The sequence below is a fragment of the Thioclava sp. GXIMD4216 genome, assembly GCF_037949285.1.
Classification (GTDB): domain Bacteria; phylum Pseudomonadota; class Alphaproteobacteria; order Rhodobacterales; family Rhodobacteraceae; genus Thioclava; species Thioclava litoralis.
This window is the reverse complement of the sequence record NZ_CP149926.1, coordinates 2,285,230-2,307,754: the sequence shown is the minus strand read 5'-3', so window position 1 is coordinate 2,307,754 and position 22,525 is coordinate 2,285,230. Positions and strand designations below refer to the sequence as shown.

The following is a 22,525-nucleotide window of genomic DNA, read 5'->3' as shown; positions in this document are numbered from 1 at the left end:
TTTCCGGGCGGCTCAGGCGGCCGCCGCTGTTAATTTAAGAACCATATCGACCACCAGCGCGGCAGGGTCAAGGTTCACCGCCCGCCCATGACGCGCGCGGGTGCCAAGTTCTTGGTGCAATGCCGCCCATTTCATCGCTGCCAGCTGGTCGGGCGACAATCGCGCCATCAGCTTGGCCTCGCCCTGCGCCCCTTCGGGATGGGGCGGGCCCATCACGCCCGCACGCGCCAGCCGCGCCATGAACAGATCCAAGAGCCCCAGCGCCAAATCAAACCGCTCGGCATTCTGCTTGCCGGTGAAACTTTCGGCCAAGGCCAGCGCCTTGGGGCGGTCAAGGCGGGGCAGGGTGGCCATAAGATCCACAATCTGGGCATAGGTCTCGAGCCCGCCCAGATTGATCAGCCGGATCGCCTCGCCCACCGACCCTGCCGAAAGCGCCGAAAGCGCCATCATATCCACATCGGGGTCCATTGCCTCGGCCTGATCCAGCGCCTGCGCCATGGCCTCGGGGTCCAGCGCATGTAGCCGCAACTCGCGGCAGCGCGAGCGGATGGTCGGCAAAAGCCCCGCAGGCTGATGCGAGATCATCAGGAAGGTCACCCGCTCGGGCGGCTCTTCCAGAAGCTTCAGCAGCGCATTGGCGGCCTGCACATTCATTTCGTCGGCGCAATCCACGATCACCACACGGGGGCCGCCGTCACTGGCCGATAGATGCAGGAAGCTGCGCATCTCGCGCACGCGGTCCACGCGGATATCCTGAGACAGGGCCGATCCGGTGGCATTCGGCCCGCGCTTGAGCTCGAACACACCGGGTTCGGACCCTGCCATGATCCGCCGCACCGCCGCATGGTCGGGGTCGGTATTCAGGGTCTCGGGCGGCTCGGGGGCGAACATGCCGCCTGCCTCGGGCTGCGACATCAGGAATTTGGCGATGCGCCATGCAAACGTCGCCTTGCCGATGCCGCGCGGGCCGGTCAGCAGCCAGCCGTGATGCAGGCGCCCTGCACGGAAGGCCTCAAGAAACTCGGCCTCGGCCTTCGACTGGCCAAAGACCGCCTCGGCCATACGCGGATGGGGCGCACCCTCGATGCAGGAGGGATCGGGCAGGCCCGGCTCGGTTTTGGCGGCTCTCGGGGCCATCAGGGGGCCTTCTTCAGGTCGGCGGCCATGTCCTGCGTGTAGCGCAGCACATCGGCGGCCACCTCTTCGGGGGAGCGCCCGCCATTGATCGTGCGGAACCGGTCGGGGAAAAGGTGGCTCAGATCCACAAACCCCGCGCGCATCTTCTTTTGCAGGTCCAGCCCGAAATCCTCGAACCGTTCCTCATGGCCCTGCCGTCCCTTGGCACGCGCGAGCCCCACTGCGGGGTCGATGTCGATCAGGAAGGTCAGATCGGGTTCGCGTCCGATCATCATATCGTGCAGGCGGTCCACCAAAGCGCGGATATCGCCGCGCGAGAGGCCCTGATACATGCGGGTGCTGTCGGCGAAACGGTCGCAGATCACCACTTTGCCGGCGGTCAGTGCGGGCGTGATCACCCGCTCCATATGGTCGCGCCGCGCGGCGGTGAACAGGAGAAGTTCGGTATGGGGCGACCAGCGGTCCGGCTCGCCCTGCAGGACGAGCGCGCGGATTTCCTCGGCCCCGGTCGACCCGCCGGGTTCACGGGTCAGAACGACATCGAGGCCCTCCTTGCGGAGAGCCTCTGCCAGAAGACGGGCTTGGGTCGATTTGCCCGACCCGTCAATCCCCTCGAAACTGATGAACATCAGAATCCCTTAGCTGTTAGCGGCCTCAAGGGCCTTCGCGGTTAGCCGCGACAATGCCGTTTTTATCCGGATCATGAAACCCCCTTCGGCCACATCTTCGCCCGCGACCAGATCGACCATCTTCGGCTTGTCGATCCCCGGAATGGTCAGGGCCAGTTCTCCCAGCTTGGTTCCGGCCTTGACCGGCGCTTCGATGGGGGTGGTGTAATGCGCCTCGGCCTTGATCGCATCCTGCGCGGTGGCGGGCACCAGCAGTTCGAGATCCTCGGCAGGCACCAGCGAGACATCTTTCTGCGCGCCCAGCCAGACCGGCACGCGGGCCACCTGCGTGCCCTTGGTGACAACGGTTTTCATAACGAATTGGCGAAAGGCCCAGTTGGCAACCGCCTCGGCCTCCTGACGGCGGGCGGTTTCGCTATCCATACCGGCCAGCACGAAAACGATGCGGCGGTTGCCCAGATGGGCCGATCCCACGATACCATAGCCCGCTTCCTGGGTATGGCCGGTTTTCATGCCATCTGCGGTCCAGTCAGCGGCCTTGATCTCCAGCAGCGGGTTGCGGTTTTGCGCATTCGCGGGCGCGCGGTCCTTGTAATTGAATTCGGTCATCCCGAAGAACTTATAATATTCGGGGAATTCGGTGATGATGCGGGTCGCGAGGATGCCCAGATCATGGGTGGACATGCGCTGGCCGGGGTCGGGCCAGCCCGAGGCATTGGCAAACATCGAGTTCTTCATGCCCAGTTGGTGGGCGCGTTCGGTCATCTGTTCGGCAAAGGCGGATTCCGAGCCTGCCAGCCCTTCGGCCACGGTCACACAGGCATCATTGCCGGAATTGATGATGATCCCGTGGATCAGCTCTTCCACCGTCGGACGGTCCATCGTGTTGAGGAACATCGTCGAGCCGCCCATCGATTGCGCATGGTCGGAGACGGAGAAGGTCGTGTCCATCGTCACCCGCCCGTCGCGCAGCGCCTCGAACAGCAGATCCAGCGTCATCAGCTTCGACATCGAGGCGGGCGGCAGCGGAATATCGGCATTTTTTGCCATCAGGACGGTTTTGGTCGAGACATCATAGACCCACGCCGCCGAGGCCGAGGTGTCGAATGCTTTTGCCTTGGGCGCCGTGAACGGCAGGACAGTCACCACCGTGAGGCAAAGTGCGGCGAACCGGTGCGCGAAACGCATCATATTTCTTCCTTATTTCGAGACGGCAAAGGCGTCGGTAAAGCCCAGCCCCTTGATTTTCGTCAGCAACGTGTTGCGGTCGGATTGGGACGCGGCGGGACCAGCCACAACGCGCCAGAATTTCTTGCCCTGCCAGTTTTCCTCAATGGTCTGGGCCACAACGCCGGATTTACCAAGCTTGGCGGTTGCGCTTTCGGCATTGGCCTTGACCGAGAAGATCCCGATCTGCACCAGCAGACCGCCTGGTTTGGCGGCGGAGGGCTGGACGGATGCGGCCTGCGCGGCGGGCGGTTTGGAGGCCGCTTTGGGGGCGGGCTTGGCTGCCGGTTTCGCGGCAGGCTTGCCCGAGCCCTGCGGGGCGGGGGGCGCCTTTGCGGGCGTCTGTGCGGGCAGGGCGCCGGTGGTGATGGTTTCGGGCGTCATCGCGTCGGAGGCGGCCACGACCTCGGCTTCGGGGGCAGGGTCCGTCCCTTCGGGCGCGGCTTCCTGACGGCGCAGCGCCACCACCGAAAGCTTGGCGGGCGCACCGGCCAGCATGCCAAGCGCATCTGCCGCATCCGAGGACACCTGCAATTTGGGGCCGGGATTCTCGCGTTCGCGGCGGAACAGCGCGCCAATCACGAATTTGCCGTTTTCGGTGTTGCGGATGATCACGCGCTCGGGGTCCTTGACGGTCGGATGGGCGACCCAGACACCGCCCAGCGACGGCCGGCCATCCCAAAGCCCCTGCTCCTCGACGGAAAAGACCTGAGGGGCCTCGACATCACGCTCGACCAGCCGTGCCGAGGTCTGCTCGGTCACGGCACCGTCTTCGGTCTTGCTTTTGCCGAAGGGCAGGCCCGTGGTCTGGCAGGCCGCAAGCGACAGGCCCGCGCCAAGCATGAGGATCACCGGAGATAGACGTCGTCTGTGCATTCTGCCCTTCCCATTGACGGGTCGCGATGGGAATATCCCTATCTGCCCTGAGCGCGCCCCGCGGGGCGGCGATTACATTGCCTCGGATGCCAGCCTCTTTCGGGCCGGTCGTGTCGCGCAACTGTAACTGGCAAATCGTCGCAAGGAAAGCACCTCTGGTGCCGTGAAAGGGGCCTGACAAGGCGTCTGGCCTCAGAAATGCGTGAGGGCGCGAAACCTTGCCGGTGCGCGCCCTGTGTGGCGGAGGTTTCCGCCCATGTGTCAGCCGGTGCGCTCACCGGTGTTCTGTGGCGCTAACCGGCCAGCCGCTCCTGCGGGACCTGCTGTGCCACAGGCGCGTCCAGAATGAACTTGCTGCTTTCTCTGGCCAGAGCCTCGGCCATATTCTGCAAGACGCGGGTGGTGGCCGACGCTTCCTCGAACATTGCGGCGTTCTGCTGGGTGACCTGATCAAGCTGGTTCACGGCCGTCTGGATCTCGTTCAGGCCGATCGATTGCTCGGCTGCCGAATTGGCGATATCGCGCACGGCCTGATCCAGCAACACGACCACATCCTGAATTTCCTGCAAGGACACGCCCGACTGGTTGACGAGCGACACGCCCGAGGTCACCTGTTTCTCGGAGGTCGAGATCAGCTCGGCGATTTCCTGTGCCGCCTTCGATGACCGCTGGGCAAGCGCGCGGACCTCCGAGGCCACCACCGCAAAGCCGCGCCCTGTCTCGCCCGCCCGTGCCGCCTCGACACCAGCGTTCAGTGCCAGAAGATTGGTCTGGAAGGCGATGTCGTCGATCACCGAGGTGATGCGCGAAATGGCCTGACTGCTTTGGGCAATCGCATTCATCGCGACGATCGTATCCTGCACGATCTGGCGCCCGTTCTCGGCCCGCACACGCGCACTGCCCACCGACTTCTCGGCCTGACGCGCCCCATCGGCCGAACTTTTGACCGATGCCGCAAGCTGGTTGATGGCCGCCGCCGATTCCTCCAGCGAGGCCGCCTGTGCCTCGGTGCGCTGGCCCAGCTTGTCGCCGGCCTGAGTAAGGCTCAAGGTCTCGACATTCAGCGTCATCGCGCTTTCGACGATGCTGCTGATCAGGGACGAAATCTGCTCGAGCGAGTTGTTCATATCGTCACGCAGCTTTTCCAGCTCTGGCGGCACCTCGACATGCAGCCGCTGGCTCAGATCGCCGCGGTTCATTGCCTCGGCGATACGCTGGAAATCGGCAATCGCGTTTTTGCGCAGGGTCACGTCCGTGGCGAATTTGACCACTTTGACAACCTTGCCCTCGTCATCGAAAATCGGGTTATAGGTGGCCTGAATCCAGATTTCCTTGCCCGATTTGCAGATCCGGCGATATTCCGCGCGCTGGAACTTGCCTGCCCCCAGATCCTGCCAGAACTGTGCATAGGCGGGGCTGGTCCGTTCCGCCTCGGCCACGAAAATCTGGTGATGCTGGCCCGTGATCTCGTCAAGACGGTAGCCCAGAGCCTCTAGGAACAGGTCATTGGCGCGCAGCACCTTGCCCTCGGGGGTGAATTCGATCACCGCCTGAGACCGGCCCAAAGCCGCGATCTGCCCCTCGGCATCCGTCGTGCGGGCCTTGTCGGCGGTAATATCCGTGGCGATCTTGACCACGCGCAGCACCCTGCCGCGATGATCGGTGACCGGATTGTAGCTGGCATTCAGCCAGATATCGCGCCCCGATTTGGTGCGGCGTTTGAACTCGCCCGACTGGAATTTGCCCGCTCGCAGCTCTTCCCAGAACTGCATATAGGCCGGACTGTCCGCCTTACCCACCGGCATGAAGCTTGCATGATGCAGGCCCACCAGCTCGGGGGCCGTATAGCCCATCGCCTTGCAGAAGGCGGCATTGGCAAAAATCACCTCGCCCTCGGGGGTGAATTCGATCACCGCATTCGACTTGTCCAGCGCATCCAGCTTGCCCGTCATCGCCAAGCGGGCCATTTCCTGCTTGGTGACATCGCTGGCCGTTTCGATGATACCGCTGACACGGCCTTCAGGGCCATAGAACGGCGTATAGCTGGCGCTGATATAAACGCACCCGCCCTCGCGTGTCTTGCGTGCGAAGACCTGCGTCTGCGCTTTGCCATTGCGCAGCGCCTCCCAGAAGGCAGAATATTCAGGCAGGTCTGCCTGTCTGTCGGGCATGAAAATACGATGATGCTGGCCGATCAGCGTCTCGGGCGTATAGCCCATCAGATCGCAGAAAATCTGGTTGGCCTGACGGATCGTGCCGTCGGGCGCAAAGCAGATGACCGCTTGCGACTGCAGGACAGCCCATTCGATGGGAAAGCTGTCAGAGGGTGCGGCGGCGCGGCGTTTTTTGAAGGTTAACACGGGAGGTGCTCCGTAATCATTACGGAACCCAAACTAGGCTGAATTACTTAATAATCTGCTTCGTAAGATAAGCATGTGATTGATATACATGGGAAATATAGACAGGATTTACGATCTTAACATGCAGAAAAATTGCAGGTTTACCTAGAGGAAATGGCTAAGTCCCTTATTTCTAAAACAGAATTCGGGATCTACTGCGCGGCGGGCGATTTCTATATCGACCCGCACCGTCCGGTGCCGCGTGCGGTGATCACTCACGGCCATGCCGATCACGCGCGAGCGGGCCACGGGGCGGTTCTCGCTACAGGTGAAACGCTTGATATCATGAGGATTCGCTATGGCGAAACCTTCGCGAGGGCGACGCAGAAGCTGACAGATCCGATTCGCCTTGGCGGGGTGGATCTGCGGCTTGTGCCGGCCGGTCATGTGCTGGGCTCGGCGCAGGTAGTGATCGAGAAAGGCGGGCGGCGCGAGGTGGTGTCGGGGGATTATTCCCGCGTGGCCAATCCGGCCTGTGCGCCCTTCGAGCCTGTGCCCTGCGACCTCTTCGTGACCGAGGCCACCTTTGCCCTGCCGGTCTTCCGTCACCCCGACCCGCTGAACGAGATCAACCGGCTTCTGGCCTCGGTGCGCCGGTTTCCCGAGCGGGCCCATATCGTCGGGGCCTATGCATTGGGCAAGGCGCAGCGGGTCATCATGTTGCTGCGGCAGGCAGGCTATAGCGAGCCGGTCTATATCCATGGCGCACTTCAGGCGCTTTGTGACTACCATCTGTCACAAGGCATTGCCTTGGGGGATCTGCGCCCCGCGACAATAGAGACCGCGCAGGCGCGGGCGCTGCACGGGGCGATCATCATCGCGCCGCCCTCGGCCTTCGGCTCGGCCTGGGTGCAGCGTTTTGCCGATCCGGTGATCGCTTTTGCCAGTGGCTGGATGCAGATCCGCGCCCATGCGCGCAGGCGGGGGGTGGAATTGCCGCTGGTCATCTCCGATCATGTCGACTGGCCCGATGTGACCCGCACCATCCGGCAGGTCGACCCGCAGGAACTCTGGATCACGCATGGGCGCGAGGAGGCGCTGATGCGGTGGGCGGTGCTGGAGGGGCGGCATGCGCGCCCGCTGCATCTGCTGGGCTATGACGAGGAACCCGAGTGATGCGCGCCTTTGCCGAGCTTCTGGAACGTCTGGCCTTTACCGGTGGCCGCAATGCGAAACTGGCCTATCTGGCCGCATATTTCCATGCCACGCCGGACCCCGATCGGGGCTATGCGCTGGCCGCGCTGACCGGTGATCTGTCTTTGGGCCGTGTGCAGCCCGCGCTTTTGCGCGAGATGGTGGCGGAGCGCGTGGATGCCGAGCTGTTTGCGCTGTCTTACGATTTTGTCGGGGATCTGGCCGAGACAATCGCCCTGATCTGGCCCGACCCTGCCACTTGCGAGGATCTGTCTCTGGCCGAGGTGGTCGGCACGTTGACGCCGCTGTCCAGGCCCCAGGCCGCGCGGCAGATCGCGCAATGGCTGGACCATCTGGCCGCCCCCGCACGGCTGGCCCTGCTGAAACTGGCCACGGGCGGGCTGCGCGTTGGGGTTTCGGCACGGCTGGCGCGGCTGGCACTGGCGCAGATGGGCGCGCAGGACGGGGGGCCATCTGTCGAGGAGATCGAGGAACTCTGGCATGGGCTGACCCCGCCCTATGCCGCGCTGTTTGGCTGGATCGAGGGTGGGCCGCGTCCCGCCCATGCCGCGCTTGCGCCGTTCCGTCCGGTGATGCTGTCGACGCCCGTCACCGAGGAGGAGCTGTCGAAATTCGCGCCCGAAGACTATGTGGCCGAATGGAAATGGGACGGGATCCGCGTGCAGGCCGTGTCCGAAGGCGGCACCCGCAGGCTGTATTCGCGCACGGGCGACGATATCTCGGGCAGCTTTCCCGATCTGGTCGGGGCGATGGCTTTCGAGGGCGCACTGGATGGCGAGCTGCTGATCCGGCGCGGCGATCAGGTGGCCCCCTTTGCCGATCTCCAGAAACGTCTGGGGCGTAAGACACCCGGCCAGAAGATGATGGCCGAGGCCCCCGCCGCGCTGCGTGCCTATGACATCCTGACATGGCAGGGCGAAGACCTGCGACCGCTTCCCTTCACCGCTCGTCGCGCACGGCTGGAGCAGGCCGTGGCAGGGCTTGGTCCGCGGCTGGATGTGTCGCCGCTTGTGCCTTTCGCGGACTGGCAGGCGCTGGCGGCATTGCGGGCCAACCCGCCCGAGGCGGTGATCGAGGGGGTCATGCTCAAGCGTCCGGACAGCGCCTATCTGGCCGGCCGCCCGCGCGGGCCGTGGTTCAAATGGAAGCGCGAGGCGCGGCTGGTGGATGCGGTGCTGCTTTATGCACAGCGCGGGCATGGCAAGCGGTCGGGGTTCTACTCGGATTTCACCTTCGCGCTTTGGGATGGCGAGGCGCCGGAGGCGCCGCTGGTGCCTGTCGGCAAAGCCTATTCCGGCTTCACCGATGAAGACCTGCGCCGCCTCGACCGTTTTGTGCGCACCCATACGCGTGAACGCTTCGGCCCCGTGCGCTCGCTTGTGCCGGAGCTGGTGGTCGAGGTGGCCTTCGAGGGACTCAACCGCTCTGCGCGCCATAAATCCGGTGTGGCGATGCGGTTTCCGCGCATCAACCGCATCCGCTGGGACAAACCCGCCCATGAGGCCGACCGCCTGCAATCGCTGCTGGATCAACTGCCCTGATGCCGATACCTTTCGGTCCGGTAGCAAAGGGGGGAATGCAATGTCCGAGAAAACCAGTGCCTTGCGTATGGCGCGCTATAATAGCTGGCAGAACAACGCGATGATTTCGGCGGCCAACCAGTTGCCCATGCGCGAAAGACAGCGCGATTTCGGCACTTTCTTCAAATCGATCGAGGCGACATTCTCGCATCTCTATTGGGCCGACCAGACATGGCTGGCGCGCTTCGGGGTGGGGGCGCCCTTGGGGCTGGGCCTTCCCGAAAGCACCGGCCTGATCCACGATTGGGACCTCTTCCAGAGCGACCGTCAGGCACTTGACCAGCAGATTTTCGACTGGGTCGAGGGGCTGGACGAGACGTGGTTCTCTGGCACGCTGTCATGGTATTCCGGCGCATTGGGGCGCGATATGGTCAGACCGCATGCGCAGGTGCTGGCGCATATCTTCAACCATCAGACCCATCACCGTGGCCAGATCCATGCCATGTTGTCGATGGCAGGTGTCAATTCGGGCGTGACCGATCTGGCCTTCATGCCGGAGTAGGGCCTGTAGATAGAACGCGCCAAAGGGGCGCGCGTTAGGGCTGGCCTTCTGTCCGCTCGGCATCTGGCGCGGGGTCGGGGTCGGGGTCGGGCAGATGGGCGGTGGTGTCGGCCGCCGCCGCAGGCACCTCATCCGCAGGTTCCGTATCCGCAGGCAGCGCAGGGATCGGCACCCGCAGGATCTTGCGCCCCATCGCATAGGCAATGCCGCCGCCGGTCAGGCGGGCCAGTTCGGGGTGGTCCATCTCCAACCCGCCGGTGAAGGTGCCGAAAGCGGGCAGGACCATGTGGGTTTCGCCCACCAGAAGTGCACGGGCGGCACGCCCCGCGATACGGGTCTTGGGGTGGAAATGCCCCGAGATATCCGGCCCCCGTCCGGCCTTGTGCCGGAAGGTCAGGTTGCCGAAGCGCAGCTCGGGCATGATATCTCCGGGCAGGTCATGCTGGCCCGGATCATGGTTGCCGGTGATCCAGATCCAGTCAGAGACCTTGGCAATCGCCGCCAGCCGCGCCTTGACCGAACGCGCCAGAGACCGCCCCGCCTCATCATCGTCAAACGCATCCCCCAGCGAGACCACGCAGGCGGGTTTGGTGAAAAACAGCGTGGCATCAAGGCGGGCCAGAGTGTCGAGATCCCCGAAAGGGGGCAGCAGCGCGCCGCCCCGCCGCGCCACGCGCTCGGCCTTGCCGAAATGCAGATCCCCCAAAATCAGGGTGCGCCGTTCGGGCCAGTAAAGCGCCCCTGTGGACAGCACCATGAAACTATGGCCCGCAAAGCGCACGGGCGCCGTGACCAGCTTCTCGTCGAAATCGGGGAGTATGCTCGACATCCCGTCCGTCATGTCAGACCTGCCTCTTTCATCAACCGCTCGGCTTCCTGTTCCATCAGACGCATTTCGCCCGAACCGCCACGGATCGCAACCCGTCCGGCCTCCAGCAGAAGTGGCGCGGCCAGGGGGGACACATGCGCCAGCGGGTGATAGGCGATCCGCTCATGGGCCTGCAACATGTCCTCGATCCGGCCAAAATCCACAAGCCCCCGCTGCGCTTCGTCTTGGGTCATCCTTAACATGAGATGCTGCGGGTCGTGCCGACGCAGGGTGTCATACAGAATATCCGAGCTGAAAACCGCCTGTTTGCCAGAGCGCCGTCCGCCGGGCAGGGTGCGCTGGATCAGGCCCGCAATGGTGGCCACCGTGCGGAAGGCGCGCTTCATCACCGCATTCTGCCCCAGCCAGTCGGCAAAGCCCATGCGCAGTCCCGCAGGTTCCAGCAGGCTGGCGGGATGGTGCACCGGAGCGACCGACCAGATCAGAACCGCATAATCGGTGGCGGTAAAGCCCAAAGGCCCCAGACCCAGATCCTCCATCCGTTTGGTGACCAGAAGGCCCAGCGTCTGATGGGCATTGCGCCCCGCAAAGCCGTAGATGCAGGTATAGTGGCGGTCCTTGCGGGGGAAGGTCTCGACCAGCAGGACGCGCGGCTGCGGCAGGCCGGAAAGGCGACCCTGCCGGTCCAGCCAGTCGCGGCAATGGGGGGGCAGGGCCTGCCAGCGGGCAGGGTCCGCGATCAGCGCCTCGACGCGGTGGGAAAGCTGGGTCGAGGTGGCCAGCTTGGTGCCGGAATAGACCGCGATCTTCGGGTCGCGCCCGCGGGCGGGGCTGACCTCGACCACCAGATCATGCAGCCCCTCATAGCGCACCACCTGACCGCCAATCAGGAAGGTATCTCCGGGCGAGAGGGTGGCGGCAAAGGCTTCCTCGACCTCGCCCAAAGGCGCGCCGCCCCGCCGCGCTTTCATCCGCACCTTCAGGGTCTCGCTATCGACGATGGTGCCGATATTCATCCGCAGATCCCGCGCCGCACGGGGGTCGCGCAGCTGCCACACCCCCTGCCGCTGCATCAGGCGCTGCCAGCGGTCATAGGCCCGCAGCGCGTAACCGCCCGTGGCGCAGTAGTTCAGACAGGCGTCGAAATCCTCTTGCGAGAGACCGGTATAGGGGCCCGCCCGCTGGATTTCGGTATAAAGCGCCTCTGCCGAAAACGGGCCTGCGCAGGCGGTCAGCAGGATATGCTGGCACAGCACATCCAGAGGGCCGGGGCCGCGTGGGTCGCCATCCAGATCATGCGCGCGCACGGCCTCGAGGGCTGCGGCACATTCGATCTCCTCAAAGCGGTTGGCGGCGACGATACGCGCGCGCGAGGGTGTGTCATAGCGGTGATTGGCCCGCCCGATCCGTTGCACCAGACGTTTGACATTCTTGGGCGCACCCACCTGAATGACCAGATCGACATCGCCCCAATCCAGCCCCAGATCCAGCGAGCCGGTGCAGACCACGGCGCGCAGGCGGCCTGCCACCATCGCCGCCTCGACCTTCTGGCGGGCCTCACGCGCCAGCGAGCCGTGATGCAGCCCGATCGGCTCGTTGGTGTCATTGACCTCCCAGAGCGCCTGAAAGAACAGCTCGGCCTGCGCGCGGGTGTTCAGAAACACCAGCGTCAGGCGGGCCTCGCGAATGGCGGCCATCACATCGCGCACCGCATAGCGCCCGCCGCCGCCCGCCCACGGTGGCGGATCGGTGGTGGCCAGCATGGCAATATCGGGGGGCGGTCCGGGATCGGCCTGCAGGATATGCGCCCCGCCCATAAAGCGGGCCAGCCCCTCGGGGTCTTCCACCGTGGCCGACAAGCCGGTGACGGTCAGCGCGGGCGAAAGGACGCGCAGCCGCGCCAGCCCCAGCATAAGCTGGTCCCCACGGCGGCTTTCGGCCAAGGCGTGGATCTCGTCGAGGATCACCCGTTTCACACCGGCGAAAATTTTGGGGGCTTCGGGATAGGACAGCAGCAGCGCCAGCGATTCCGGTGTGGTCAACAGGATGTCGGGCGGGTCCACGCGCTGCCGTCTGCGGGTGGTGGCCTTGGTGTCGCCGGTGCGGTCCTCGATGCGGATCTGCAACCCCAATCCGGTCACAGGGGCGGTCAGCGCCCGCGCGATATCGGCACTCAGCGCCTTGAGCGGGGAGACATAAAGCGTATGAAGCCCGCCTTTGGTGCCCTTTAGCAGATCGGCAAGGCTGGGCAGAAAGCCCGCAAGCGTCTTGCCCCCGCCCGTGGGCGCGATCAGCAGCGTGTCGCCCGGCTGGCGCAACATTTCCAACTGGTGGGGATGGGGCACCCAGCCCTGATCTGTAAACCAGCGTTGCAGCTTGGGGGGCAGGGCCGGTTCTGGCGGAGGGGGGATCTGGGCTGTCATGCCTAGCAGATAGGGTGGTCCGGCGCCCGCGCAATAGGGCGCCGCAGGGTTCTGTCACCGCCCCGCCGTTACATGCACGGGAGCGGCGGAGGCAAGGGCAGGGTCAGTTCCGCAAAAAGCCCATCTTGGTCAGCACATCCGACAGATCCCCTGTGGTATAGGGTTTGCGCATCAGCTCGGCCTCGGGATAGGCGTCAATGCCGGCTTCGTTCGCATCATAGCCGGAAGCCAGCACGATAGGGACCCCCTGCGCGGCGAGATGTTCGGCCACCGGCAACGAGGTTTCCTCGCCCAGATTGACATCCAGCACGGCAAGCTTCGGCACGAACCCGTCCTTCAGGATCGACAGCGCCTCGGCTACGGAGGCCGCCGTGCGCACCTCGTCCGCGCCCATGTCCTCCAGCATTCCTGCCAGATCCAGCGCAACGATCATCGTATCTTCCAGCACAAGAGCCGGACCACCAACCCAAGGTTCGCCACTGGCAGGAGAGGTTTCGTCTTGCATATTGATCTCTGGATTTCCATCAAACGGGCGATGAGTGATAACAATATTGGCCGGTAATGAGAAGCGCGCCTCGACGCCGGCCGAGTTGTAACGCACCTCGGCGGCGCCTTTCAGCTCATGCGGGATGGTCTTCTCGATCACGGTCGAGCCGAAGCCGCGACGCGTGGGTGCACGCACCACCGGTCCGCCCCGCTCGTGCCAGTCGATCGTCCATGTGCCATCGGGCTCTTCGGTAATGCCGATCTCGACCCGTCCGCTGGGCGCATGCAGGGCCCCGTATTTCACCGAATTGGTCACCAGTTCGTGGAAGACCAGCGCCAAGGGCGTGAACGCCTCTGCCGTGATGACGATATTCTGGCCCGTGAAATCCAGACGGCTCTTGTTGCCCAGCCCGAAGGCATTGGCCTCGACCTCGATCAGCTCGGCCAGCGGGATCGGCGCGAACTGGTCGCGGGTCAGCTGGTCATGGGCGCGCGCCAGCGCGTTGATGCGCCCGTCCAGTGCCACGGTGAATTCGCTCAATGTCTCGGCGCCGCTGCTGGACTGTTTCATGATCGAGCGGATGAGATTGAGGATATTGCGCACACGGTGGTTCAGCTCGGAAATCAGCAATGCCTGCCGTTCCTGCGCCTGTTTGCGCTCTTTCTCGGCCTGATCGGTCAGCTTGAGCACCACTTCCAGCAAGGTGCCGCGCAGGGCCTCGGCGGCCCGCAACTCGCCCGCCGCCCAAGGCGCACAGTGGCCATGCACCTCCTCGCGCCACGCCTCGAAAGATTTGCGCGGGCTCAGGCGGTCGCCATTGGGACCATGCTCGACCGGTTTCTCGGGGTTGCCCGCCCATGTCACCGATTTCGCGATCTCGCGGCGGAACAGCACCAGATAGTCGCGCGGACGGCGCGAGATCGGCAGCGCCAGCAGGCCGGCGCAGTCTTCCTGATAGGTCGCGGCCTCGGGAAAGCCTTTGGACAGATGGTCGGTCGCATAGACCCGCGATCCCGAAGCGGTGTTGAGATAGCGTGCAAGGCGGTAGAACTGTTCTTCGGTCGGGGTGGTGCCCTGTGTCAGCAGCTTGCCGTCACTGTAAAGCGCGATCCCGTCGAACTGGATCAGATCCTCGATCTGGCGGGCGATATCGCTGAAATTCTCGGCCCACTCGCTGGTGGCCGAAACCAGCGCCATGATCCGGTTATGGGTCTCTTGCGCGCGCAGGGCCGATTCATTTTCGATCATCGTCTCGGCGCGGGCCAGCTCGTAGGCGAAAAGCTGGCCGAAAAGTTCGACCGAGGTGCGCTTTTCGTAATCCATGATCAGCGGTTCGGGATGGTGGCAGGCAATCAGCCCCCACAATTCCCCCTGATTGAGGATGGACACCGACATCGAGGCCTGAACGCCCATATTGCGCAGATATTCCAGATGGATCGGCGAAACCGAGCGCGATACGGAAAGCGACAGGTCCAGTGGCTCCCCCATCGGGTTTTGCGCCGGTAAGATCTCGGAGCCCGCATCATCGACATTGCCGATCAGCCGTAGAAGCGAGCGTTTATAAAGGGCGCGCGCCTGTTTGGGGATGTCGGACCCCGGAAAGCGCAGCCCCAGATAGCCACTCATGCCGGGGGCAAGCGCCTCGGCGATCACCTTGCCGGAGCCATCGGGCGAGAACTGGTAGACCATCACCCGCGCAAACCCCGTCAGGCGACGCAGGCTTTCGGCGGCAGAACTCGCCATCTGCGGCACATCGCGCATCGTCGACAGCTTCTGGATCAGCGGCTGCACCACGGCCAGATCACTGGCATGGTTGTGGCTTTTCTTGATTTCGAATTCCAGAATGAACCCATGCTTATAGGCATGGGCCGCTACGTCAAAAAGCACACCGCGCCGCCCGATTTCCAAGCCGAAAAGACGCACCGTTTGCTGGTCGAGGCTGAGCCGCGTCAGATGGGCACGGATCAGTTGCTTGGTCTGCACCGGCAGCAGATCGGCCAGCGGCAGCCCCAGCAGGTCTTCGGCAGCAAGGCCCAGCATGCGCGCGGCATTGGCCGAATGATGCTGCACGATCCAGTCATGGCTCAGCGCAATCAGGCAGGCCCAGCTTTGGACGCGCCCGAGCTGGTGGATCGGTTCGCGGTCGCAATTTGTAAGATCCGTTTGGGTCAAGGCGGAATAGTCCGGCATCTGGGTCATAAAGGTGCTTTCTCTGCCCGATGGGGATGCATCGGTGCAGCAGGGGACGAGAGATGCTGAGACAGGGCAAGGGCGAACCATTCGAAGCACTGTTCGGCATCTGCGATAATACTCTCGGTTTGAGGATTTTCTACCGAAATTTGAGACGTTTGATGAACGTAGTTTTGCCAAAGACGGGGGTCGAAAACATGTTCCAGATACTGGCTTGGCACCGCGTCGCGGCCCTGTTGTACAAGGGCCTCGCGACGGCGGCGGGCCAGCACCTGTGTGCCCAGCCGCGACCCGAATAGCACATAGTCTCGGGCCAGCGGATGCAGGCGCAGCGGGGCCGTGTTCTGGCTTTGAGGCGCGTCGCCACAAAGGGCATGACCCGTGAAAGGCGCCAGATCGGCCTCCAGCGCCGCCAGCAGCCTGCGGATCAGCGCCGAGCCCGCCATTTGCTCCGGTGCAGGATCCGTATCGGTTGCGGCCTGCATCCGGCCCAGAGCCTGACGATGCGCGCGCAGGAAGACCGCATAATCGGCATCGATCCCGAGATCGAGCGCCGAGAACGCGCGGTCCAAGGCATCATGGGCAGGTGTAAGACGCTGCCGCAGGGCATCGCGCAGGGTTTGTGCACCGGAACTGGCCGTCTCTGGCGCGGCGGGGGAATGGGTCAATGGCAACATGCTTTCGCAGTAAGAGTGAACTTGTTACGCGCGGGTATAGCGAAACTTATAAAGAATGAGAGGGCACAAATCATGCGCCTCGTCCCCCTTGGCACAGGTGCCGCATCCCAACTATGTCAAAAGACATAACTCAAAGATTTTTTCCCTCGTTGTTCGTGGCCTATCGGCTGAAGATTTCGGTTCATGCATACCAATCGGGCTAACCTGTCATGGCCGTGAAGGTTCCCTCGGTGCAGAAATAAAGTTCTCGCGCGGCCAAGGTTGTCTTGGCGCTGGCTTGCGCCATTTGTGGGGAGAATATCACAGGCCCGCCCGCACAGGTTTCGCGTAGGTTTCGGGCGGTTGCGGAGGGTCTGCCCATGATGCGTTATCACTGCCCGTCCTGTCGCGCCGAAGTCTATTTCGGCAATGACACCTGTCTGTCCTGCGGGACGGAACTCGTGTTCGAGCCCGGACGCGGCTTTCTGGATTTGCGGGCGGAAGGCCTGCCGGCTTGTGAAAACCGTGCGCGTATCGGCTGTAACTGGGTGGCCGATGCGCAGGAGGGTGCGCAGGGAGGGCTGTGCCTGTCCTGTCGGCATACGACGGTGATCCCCGATCTTTCAGTGGAGGGCAATCTGCAGCGCTGGGCCGAGTTCGAAGCGGCCAAGCGCAATCTGATGCGGATGGCTGTCCTGCTGGATCTGCCCCTGACCGACAGCGCGGGGCCGCGCCCGCGTTTTCTGTTCAAAGCGCCGGATGCGGGCGAAGCGGTGGTGATGGGGCATGCCGACGGCGATATCACGCTCAATATCGCCGAGGCCGATGATGAGTATCGCGCCGCGACCCGTGCGGAAATGGGCGAGCCCTATCGCACCCTGATCGGGCATTTGCGCCACGAATCGGGGCATGCGTTCTGGGAGGTGCTGGTGAAGCCCTTTCCCGACCGTCTGGCGGCGTGCCGTGCGTTGTTCGGTGATGAGCGCGAAGATTACGGGCAGGCGCTGGAGCGCCATTACGCGCAGCCCGCGCCCGCAGGGTGGGAGCAGGCCTTCGTGTCCGAATATGCCACCGCCCATCCATATGAGGATTTCGCCGAAAGCTGGGCAAACCTGCTGCATATCCTCGACGGGCTGGAAACCGCGCTGTGTTACGGGCTGATGCCTGCAGGGCACGAACTGGCCGCGCCCGAGGCCCCGCGCGATATCCTGTTCTGGTTGCTGGGGATCGCGATGGAGGATCTGGTCTCGGCCTGGATCGCGCTGTCACTGGCGCTGAACGCGCTGAATGACAGTCTGGGCCATCCCAGCTTCTATCCCTTCATCCTCACCCCGAAGGTCTCTGAAAAGCTGGATTGGGTGCGGCAGGTCATCCGGCAGGGATGTCTGGCGGAGTAGGGGGCGGCGGATCAGGGGGGCGCAAGGAAGCCATACTGCTGCAACTCGGCTTTCGAGAGCAGATAGATCCGGTCGGGGGCGGTTCGCATGGCAGGCTCCATCACCGCAGGGTCGATGCCCATCCTGATCAGATAGGCCATCACCGCCGCTTGCCCGCGCTGCACAGATTCCACCGCCATGAAGGCGGGTAGGATGGCGCTGGTGCCGAAGCTGTGCTGATGCACGCCAAGCTTGCCATTGGGCGCAACCTGCCGCGTGCGGCCTCCGGCAAAGAGATAGGGGCAGGCGGACAGGCAGATCGCCCCGTCCTTGACCGAGGTCGCAATGCCGCTGTCGCGCAGAACCTCGCCGATCTCCAGCGCATCCGAGACCGAACCGCCGGTCGAATCAAGACTGACCATGCGGATGGTCTGCCCCGTTTCGGCGCGGCGGCGCAATTCCTCGGTGATGCGGGCCGCATCGCCGGCGGCGATCTGGCCGGTCAGGGTCAGATCCGCCCCTTCGCCGCCAAGCTCCAGCCGCTCGGGCATCGGGCCTTGCGGGGCGGGCACGCCCGGAGCGGTGCCGGGCCTGCGATCGGGCGTATAGGGGCGGGTCGAGGGGCCGGAGGGCAGGGGCGCGGTCAGCGGGTCCTTGCCGCCCCAGCTACCGATCAGGTCAATCCCCATCAGCGCCACGCCAATGGCCACCTGCGCGCCGATCAGCGCAACGATGACGCGCCGGATCTGGTTGGGCGGTTGGGATATGTCGCGCATCGCCGCTTACTCCACCGGATGGAGGGAGGCGGCAGGCGCGGGCGTTCCGTGCCGCATCTCGGGCGGGGAGACCGTGGGGGGCGGCGTCAGGTCAGGCCCGATATTCAGATCCCGCGCAGCTGCCAGTGCCGCGCGCAGCTCGGCCACGGTCATATGCTCTTCGGGGGCATGGGCGCCTTGCGCCTGACGGATTGCCGACTGCACCACCATCAGGATGAAGACCAGAACGGCAGGCAGGAGGTCGATGGCGATCGCCCCCGCCCAGGACGGGACGAAATTGCCCGCATAGCGGATCACCGCATCGGCGGCCGAAAGCGCGGTATATTCGATTTCGGCGGGGTCGGGCAGGGCCTGCACCTCGGCGGCGGCGCTTTCCAGCGTGCTGGCGCGGTCGGCCAGAAGGGTCATGACCGAGGCAATCGTGCTTTCTTGCGAGCTGCGCCCCGCATCGGTGCTGGCATCAAGGTCGGGCAGCACCACCGAATCCCGCAGGTCTGCCGCCGCCCGCATCACCAAAGGCGCGACATTCAACTGGCGTAGCTCGGCAATAATCGCCGACAGCCGCACCGCCTCTTCGGAAAACCGCACCGAGCGGCCCTCGACCGCGCCCGGCTCGACCGAAAGCGCCCGCATCCGCGACAGGATCGCATTGCCATTGGCAAAGGCTTCCTCCACCGCCTTGTCCTGTGCGGCAATCTGCGCCTCAAGGCCCTGTAGCTCGTTGGATTTCTGGGTCAGGACCCGGAAGACCGCACCACGCCCTGCAAGCCCCGACAGATCGCCCGTGGCTTCCTGCTGGGACAGCCCGTCGAATGTGTCGCGCACGCGGGCCACATCGCGGGCCAGCGCCTGACCGGCAATGGTCTTGGCATGGGTGCGTTCCAGCGCGGTCTGATACTCCTGTACGGTATGGGCCAGATGCTGTTCTACCGCCGCCGCCCCCGCCAGCGCTGCGGCATTCAGCCAGCTCGACATGGCGACAATCGCCAGCGATCCCAGCGCCATGCTCAGCAGCAACCCCAGCCGCGAGGCCGCCGTGCGCATCGCGGGCAAAAGCCGCATCATATAGGACCAGAACACGAAGATCCCCACCGAGACCGCCAGCGAATAGCTGAGCGCGGCAAAGGTGGTCCATGCCCCGCTATCATCCAAGAGCGAGCGCACGCCCAGATAGGTATAGATCCCCGACGCCGCCGCCAGCACGCCAAGCGCCGCGCCGGTAAAACTGTCGAGCCAGCGCAGATGGCGCGATAGCTCGTGGGCGTAACGATGGGCCTCGCTTTCGGGGGGGGTGGAGGTCTGCGAAACGGGCGGAAGAGGCGTATCGGCCAAGGGCGGCTCCTTTAAAGGGGCAGGGCTGGGAAGAACGTCTGGTGGTGGGGGCGGTGCATCACCGGCACGGCCCCGATATAAATCGCGATGGGAGGCGCGTATTTCAAGGGCGCGCGCCTGCCAGCCCCCGCCTCAGTAAAGGGGGAAGACGGGCCGCCGGATTTCGCGCCGTCGGGGCTTTCGCGGCTTTGGGGCCGTTTTGCCCCTTTGCTTTTGCCGCGCGCCCCATATCTTGAGAGCCAGCAAAGGAGATATCCATGAGCACCGAAAAGACCTATGCCAAGTCGCGCGACGCGATCGAACGCCTGACGCCCGAGCAGTTCCGCGTGACCCAGCAATCGGGCACCGAACGCCCCGGCACGGGCGCGTATCTGCACGAGAAGCGCCGCGGCCTCTATGTGGATGTGGTCTCGGGCGAGCCGCTTTTCGCATCCTCGTCCAAGTATGAATCGGGGTGCGGCTGGCCCAGTTTTACCCGCCCGCTCCTTGCGGACCACATCACCGAGATCCATGATACCAGCCACGGCATGATCCGCACCGAGGTCCGCTCGACCTATGGGGACAGCCATCTGGGCCATGTCTTTCCCGACGGCCCGCGCGAGCAGGGGGGCTTGCGCTATTGCATCAACTCGGCCTCGCTGCGGTTTGTCCCGCTCGAGGAGATGGAGGCCGAAGGTTACGGCGATCTGATTGCCCGCATCGACTGACAGCAAGGGGGGCGGAGCGCTGGCGCGTCGCCCCGTTTTGTGGCCCGTTTTGTGTCCTGCTTCGTGGCCTGCCTGTCCCGCGCGGTGTCTCCGGTTCTGTTCCGGTTTGGCTCGGGGGCAGAAAGATATGTGGATCTGCGCACAAAAGGTCCCGCCTCGGGGCCTTTCGAATGGCGGGGCGCTGTGGCAGGCTCGCCCCCGATAGGCCCGACTGATGCGCGCGTCCCGCCGGGCAGGGCGCGTCTTTGTGGCTTATGTCCATCCCGCGCGTCGGACCCGCAGTTGACCCCGCACTCTGAGAGGAATGAGTATATGCGTAAAGTAAAGCTTGGCCGGACCGATATCGAGGTGAGCGAGATCTGCCTCGGGTCGATGACATGGGGCTCGCAGGACAGCGAGGAAAACGGTCATGCCCAGCTCGATTATGCTTTGGAGCGCGGCGTGGATTTCATTGACACCGCCGAGATGTATCCGGTCAATCCTGTGTCGAAGGACACGGTGGGCCGCACCGAAGAGATCATCGGGAACTGGCTGGCCCGAACCGGCAAGCGGCAGGATGTCATTCTGGCGACCAAGATCACCGGCGAGGGCGGTGCCGCGCGCGAGGGGGCGGCGATTACCGGACCGGCCATCCGCGCCTGTGTCGAGGACAGCCTGCGCCGCCTGCAAAGCGATTATATCGACCTCTACCAGTTCCACTGGCCCAATCGCGGCAGCTACCATTTCCGCAAGACATGGAGCTTTGCACCCGACCGGCAGCCCGCGAAATCGGGGATCCGCGCCAATATGGTCGAGTGTCTCGAAACGCTAGGGGCGTTGGTCAGGGAGGGCAAGCTGCGCGCGTTCGGTCTGTCCAATGAAAGCGCATGGGGCACGGCGCAGTTTCTGGAACTGGCCGAGGCGGGGCACGGCCCGCGCGTGGCCTCGATCCAGAACGAATATTCGCTGATGTGCCGCTATTACGATCTCGATCTGGCCGAACTGGGTGTGCAGGAGGATGTCACGCTTCTGGCCTATTCGCCGCTCGCCGCCGGTATCCTGTCGGGGCAGTATTCGGGCGGGGCTGTGCCTGCGGGGTCGCGGATGGCGGCCAATGGCAATCTGGGCGGACGGGCCAATCCGCGCGCCTTCGAGATTGCCGATCTGTATGTGAGGATTGCCCGCGATCACGGGCTGGACCCGATCACGATGGCCATCGCCTTCACGCTGGATCGCCCCTTCCCCTGCCTGCCGATCATTGGCGGGCGCTCGGTGGCGCAGATCGGGGCGTCGATCGATGCGGCGGGGCTGGTGCTGTCGGCTGACGTCAAAGAGGCGATCGCCAAGGTGCATCATGATCACCCGATGCCCTTTTAAGGTCATCCTGCTGGGGGCCGCGCTGATGGGCGTGGCCTCCTGTCGGCCCGGTTTCCTCCCATTCGGCACGCCCGGGGCGGCACAGACCCTGCCGCCCGTGGGCAAGGCGCGCGACAGCCTGTTGCAGCAGTCCTGCACAAAGCGCGGGGGCACGTGGAATCAGCGGGCGGATGGTGCAATCTGCGTGACGCGGCCGAAAGATGCGGGTAAGTCCTGTCGCAAGGCGTCCGATTGCGAGGGTGAATGTCTTGCCCGGTCGAACACCTGTGCGCCGGTGCGCCCCTTGATGGGCTGCAACGACATCCGCACCGAAAACGGTATGAGTGTGACCCAATGCCTTGGCTGAGCCGGAACCTGGCCCTTGCAACCGCGATTGCTGCTGTGACTTTGGCCAGCTGTGGCCGCGCACCGCAGGAAAAGCTGGTGCGTGATCCGAAATCGGGGATTTCCTCGGCGGCACTTTTCGACCCCGAACGCTTTGCCGGCGAGTGGCTGGTGGTGGCCTCCAGCACGCCGCGCTGCGCGGGGGGCAAGCAGAACTGGGCTCTCTCCGGCAAGACCGGCTATCGCCTCTCGGGCACCGATTGCAGCGATGGCACGGCACCGCGCATGCTTGGCGGGACGGCGGTTGTAACCGGACCGGGCGGGCGGATCTCGACCTCGGACAGCTTTGGCCGCGAACCGGTCTGGGTGCTGTGGGTCGATCAGGATTACCGCATCGTCGCATTGGGCACCCCGTCGGGCCGCTGGGGCCAGATCATGGTGCGCCCCTCGGTCGGGCCGCGCTCGGACCTGTTGACGGCGGCGCGCGAAGTCATGGCCTTTAACGGCTACTATCTGAACCTTATTACCAACTGATCCCGCCTGCGGGATCGTCATCATTGA

At 64.2% G+C, this 22,525-nt stretch carries 19 protein-coding genes; 8 read left to right on the top strand and 11 right to left on the bottom strand.

Annotated features, from left to right (window positions below; translation table 11 throughout):
• Positions 1-12: 12 nt before the first annotated feature.
• From WDB88_RS11265 to WDB88_RS11245, 5 genes are all read right to left on the bottom strand, one after another.
• Positions 13-1,140, bottom strand: a complete 1,128-nt coding sequence (locus WDB88_RS11265) for a DNA polymerase III subunit delta' (RefSeq protein WP_339107769.1) — start codon at positions 1,138-1,140, stop codon at positions 13-15.
• Positions 1,140-1,769: a dTMP kinase gene (tmk, locus tag WDB88_RS11260; RefSeq protein WP_339107768.1), complete on the bottom strand. Its 630-nt coding sequence runs from the start codon at positions 1,767-1,769 to the stop codon at positions 1,140-1,142. The genes WDB88_RS11265 and tmk overlap by 1 nt, the downstream gene beginning before the upstream one ends.
• Positions 1,770-1,778: 9 nt before the next feature.
• Positions 1,779-2,957, bottom strand: a complete 1,179-nt coding sequence (locus WDB88_RS11255; protein ID WP_339109527.1) for a D-alanyl-D-alanine carboxypeptidase family protein — start codon at positions 2,955-2,957, stop codon at positions 1,779-1,781.
• Positions 2,958-2,969: 12 nt separating this feature from the next.
• Positions 2,970-3,872: an SPOR domain-containing protein gene (locus WDB88_RS11250; RefSeq protein WP_339107767.1), complete on the bottom strand. Its 903-nt coding sequence runs from the start codon at positions 3,870-3,872 to the stop codon at positions 2,970-2,972.
• Between the two features lie 293 nt (positions 3,873-4,165).
• On the bottom strand, positions 4,166-6,232 hold the full coding sequence (locus tag WDB88_RS11245; protein ID WP_339107766.1) for a PAS domain-containing methyl-accepting chemotaxis protein: 2,067 nt from the start codon (positions 6,230-6,232) through the stop codon (positions 4,166-4,168).
• A gap of 153 nt (positions 6,233-6,385) precedes the next feature.
• Here WDB88_RS11245 and WDB88_RS11240 point away from each other — a divergent pair, with 153 nt between their 5' ends.
• The 3 genes from WDB88_RS11240 to WDB88_RS11230 are packed head-to-tail and all read left to right on the top strand — an operon-like array spanning position 6,386 to position 9,508.
• Entirely contained in the window at positions 6,386-7,387 is a 1,002-nt protein-coding gene (locus WDB88_RS11240; protein WP_339107765.1) for a ligase-associated DNA damage response exonuclease, read from the top strand.
• Positions 7,387-8,967, top strand: coding sequence for a cisplatin damage response ATP-dependent DNA ligase (locus WDB88_RS11235; protein WP_339107764.1), 1,581 nt, complete (start codon positions 7,387-7,389; stop codon positions 8,965-8,967). The genes WDB88_RS11240 and WDB88_RS11235 overlap by 1 nt, the downstream gene beginning before the upstream one ends.
• 40 nt (positions 8,968-9,007) lie before the next feature.
• Entirely contained in the window at positions 9,008-9,508 is a 501-nt protein-coding gene (locus WDB88_RS11230; RefSeq protein WP_339107763.1) for a DinB family protein, read from the top strand.
• Between the two features lie 34 nt (positions 9,509-9,542).
• Here WDB88_RS11230 and pdeM read toward each other — a convergent pair whose 3' ends face one another.
• From pdeM to WDB88_RS11210, 4 genes are all read right to left on the bottom strand, one after another.
• Positions 9,543-10,337 carry a ligase-associated DNA damage response endonuclease PdeM gene (gene pdeM, locus WDB88_RS11225; RefSeq protein WP_339107762.1) on the bottom strand — a complete coding sequence of 265 codons (795 nt, stop codon included), beginning with the start codon at positions 10,335-10,337 and terminating at the stop codon, positions 9,543-9,545.
• A gap of 8 nt (positions 10,338-10,345) precedes the next feature.
• The gene (locus WDB88_RS11220) at positions 10,346-12,760 is read right to left on the bottom strand and encodes a ligase-associated DNA damage response DEXH box helicase (RefSeq protein WP_339107761.1); all 2,415 of its coding nucleotides are present in this window, start codon (positions 12,758-12,760) and stop codon (positions 10,346-10,348) included.
• A gap of 103 nt (positions 12,761-12,863) precedes the next feature.
• Complete coding sequence (locus WDB88_RS11215) at positions 12,864-15,446, bottom strand: HWE histidine kinase domain-containing protein (RefSeq protein WP_339107760.1); 2,583 nt, start codon at positions 15,444-15,446, stop codon at positions 12,864-12,866.
• On the bottom strand, positions 15,443-16,105 hold the full coding sequence (locus tag WDB88_RS11210; protein WP_339107759.1) for a hypothetical protein: 663 nt from the start codon (positions 16,103-16,105) through the stop codon (positions 15,443-15,445). The genes WDB88_RS11215 and WDB88_RS11210 overlap by 4 nt, the downstream gene beginning before the upstream one ends.
• Positions 16,106-16,473: 368 nt before the next feature.
• On the opposite strand from WDB88_RS11210, the gene WDB88_RS11205 reads away from it, so the two are divergent.
• Complete coding sequence (locus WDB88_RS11205) at positions 16,474-17,490, top strand: putative zinc-binding metallopeptidase (RefSeq protein ID WP_339107758.1); 1,017 nt, start codon at positions 16,474-16,476, stop codon at positions 17,488-17,490.
• A gap of 11 nt (positions 17,491-17,501) precedes the next feature.
• On the opposite strand, the gene WDB88_RS11200 is transcribed toward WDB88_RS11205, so the two are convergent.
• The gene (locus tag WDB88_RS11200) at positions 17,502-18,245 is read right to left on the bottom strand and encodes a hypothetical protein (RefSeq protein WP_339107757.1); all 744 of its coding nucleotides are present in this window, start codon (positions 18,243-18,245) and stop codon (positions 17,502-17,504) included.
• Between the two features lie 6 nt (positions 18,246-18,251).
• Positions 18,252-19,487 carry a hypothetical protein gene (locus WDB88_RS11195; protein WP_339109526.1) on the bottom strand — a complete coding sequence of 412 codons (1,236 nt, stop codon included), beginning with the start codon at positions 19,485-19,487 and terminating at the stop codon, positions 18,252-18,254.
• A 347-nt stretch (positions 19,488-19,834) separates the two neighbouring features.
• Between WDB88_RS11195 and msrB the strand changes: the two genes are divergently transcribed.
• The 4 genes from msrB (at position 19,835) to WDB88_RS11175 (ending at position 22,498) form a co-directional block, all read left to right on the top strand.
• Complete coding sequence (gene msrB, locus WDB88_RS11190) at positions 19,835-20,284, top strand: peptide-methionine (R)-S-oxide reductase MsrB (protein WP_339107756.1); 450 nt, start codon at positions 19,835-19,837, stop codon at positions 20,282-20,284.
• Between the two features lie 312 nt (positions 20,285-20,596).
• Positions 20,597-21,640: an aldo/keto reductase gene (locus WDB88_RS11185; RefSeq protein WP_339107755.1), complete on the top strand. Its 1,044-nt coding sequence runs from the start codon at positions 20,597-20,599 to the stop codon at positions 21,638-21,640.
• Complete coding sequence (locus WDB88_RS11180; RefSeq protein WP_339107754.1) at positions 21,618-21,986, top strand: hypothetical protein; 369 nt, start codon at positions 21,618-21,620, stop codon at positions 21,984-21,986. Before WDB88_RS11185 ends, WDB88_RS11180 begins: the two co-directional genes overlap by 23 nt.
• Complete coding sequence (locus WDB88_RS11175) at positions 21,974-22,498, top strand: lipocalin (protein WP_339107753.1); 525 nt, start codon at positions 21,974-21,976, stop codon at positions 22,496-22,498. The genes WDB88_RS11180 and WDB88_RS11175 overlap by 13 nt, the downstream gene beginning before the upstream one ends.
• Positions 22,499-22,525 lie beyond the last annotated feature (27 nt).

What these genes read in the sequence shown, in the direction of transcription:
- WDB88_RS11265 (WP_339107769.1), bottom strand. Translation starts at nt 1,140, where the DNA reads ATGGCCCCGAGAGCCGCCAAAACCGAGCCGGGCCTGCCCGATCCCTCC.
- tmk (WP_339107768.1), bottom strand. Translation starts at nt 1,769, where the DNA reads ATGTTCATCAGTTTCGAGGGGATTGACGGGTCGGGCAAATCGACCCAA.
- WDB88_RS11255 (WP_339109527.1), bottom strand. Translation starts at nt 2,957, where the DNA reads ATGCGTTTCGCGCACCGGTTCGCCGCACTTTGCCTCACGGTGGTGACT.
- WDB88_RS11250 (WP_339107767.1), bottom strand. Translation starts at nt 3,872, where the DNA reads ATGCACAGACGACGTCTATCTCCGGTGATCCTCATGCTTGGCGCGGGC.
- WDB88_RS11240 (WP_339107765.1), top strand. Translation starts at nt 6,386, where the DNA reads ATGGCTAAGTCCCTTATTTCTAAAACAGAATTCGGGATCTACTGCGCG.
- WDB88_RS11235 (WP_339107764.1), top strand. Translation starts at nt 7,387, where the DNA reads ATGCGCGCCTTTGCCGAGCTTCTGGAACGTCTGGCCTTTACCGGTGGC.
- WDB88_RS11230 (WP_339107763.1), top strand. Translation starts at nt 9,008, where the DNA reads ATGTCCGAGAAAACCAGTGCCTTGCGTATGGCGCGCTATAATAGCTGG.
- pdeM (WP_339107762.1), bottom strand. Translation starts at nt 10,337, where the DNA reads ATGTCGAGCATACTCCCCGATTTCGACGAGAAGCTGGTCACGGCGCCC.
- WDB88_RS11220 (WP_339107761.1), bottom strand. Translation starts at nt 12,760, where the DNA reads ATGACAGCCCAGATCCCCCCTCCGCCAGAACCGGCCCTGCCCCCCAAG.
- WDB88_RS11215 (WP_339107760.1), bottom strand. Translation starts at nt 15,446, where the DNA reads ATGACCCAGATGCCGGACTATTCCGCCTTGACCCAAACGGATCTTACA.
- WDB88_RS11205 (WP_339107758.1), top strand. Translation starts at nt 16,474, where the DNA reads ATGATGCGTTATCACTGCCCGTCCTGTCGCGCCGAAGTCTATTTCGGC.
- WDB88_RS11200 (WP_339107757.1), bottom strand. Translation starts at nt 18,245, where the DNA reads ATGCGCGACATATCCCAACCGCCCAACCAGATCCGGCGCGTCATCGTT.
- msrB (WP_339107756.1), top strand. Translation starts at nt 19,835, where the DNA reads ATGAGCACCGAAAAGACCTATGCCAAGTCGCGCGACGCGATCGAACGC.
- WDB88_RS11185 (WP_339107755.1), top strand. Translation starts at nt 20,597, where the DNA reads ATGCGTAAAGTAAAGCTTGGCCGGACCGATATCGAGGTGAGCGAGATC.
- WDB88_RS11180 (WP_339107754.1), top strand. Translation starts at nt 21,618, where the DNA reads ATGATCACCCGATGCCCTTTTAAGGTCATCCTGCTGGGGGCCGCGCTG.
- WDB88_RS11175 (WP_339107753.1), top strand. Translation starts at nt 21,974, where the DNA reads ATGCCTTGGCTGAGCCGGAACCTGGCCCTTGCAACCGCGATTGCTGCT.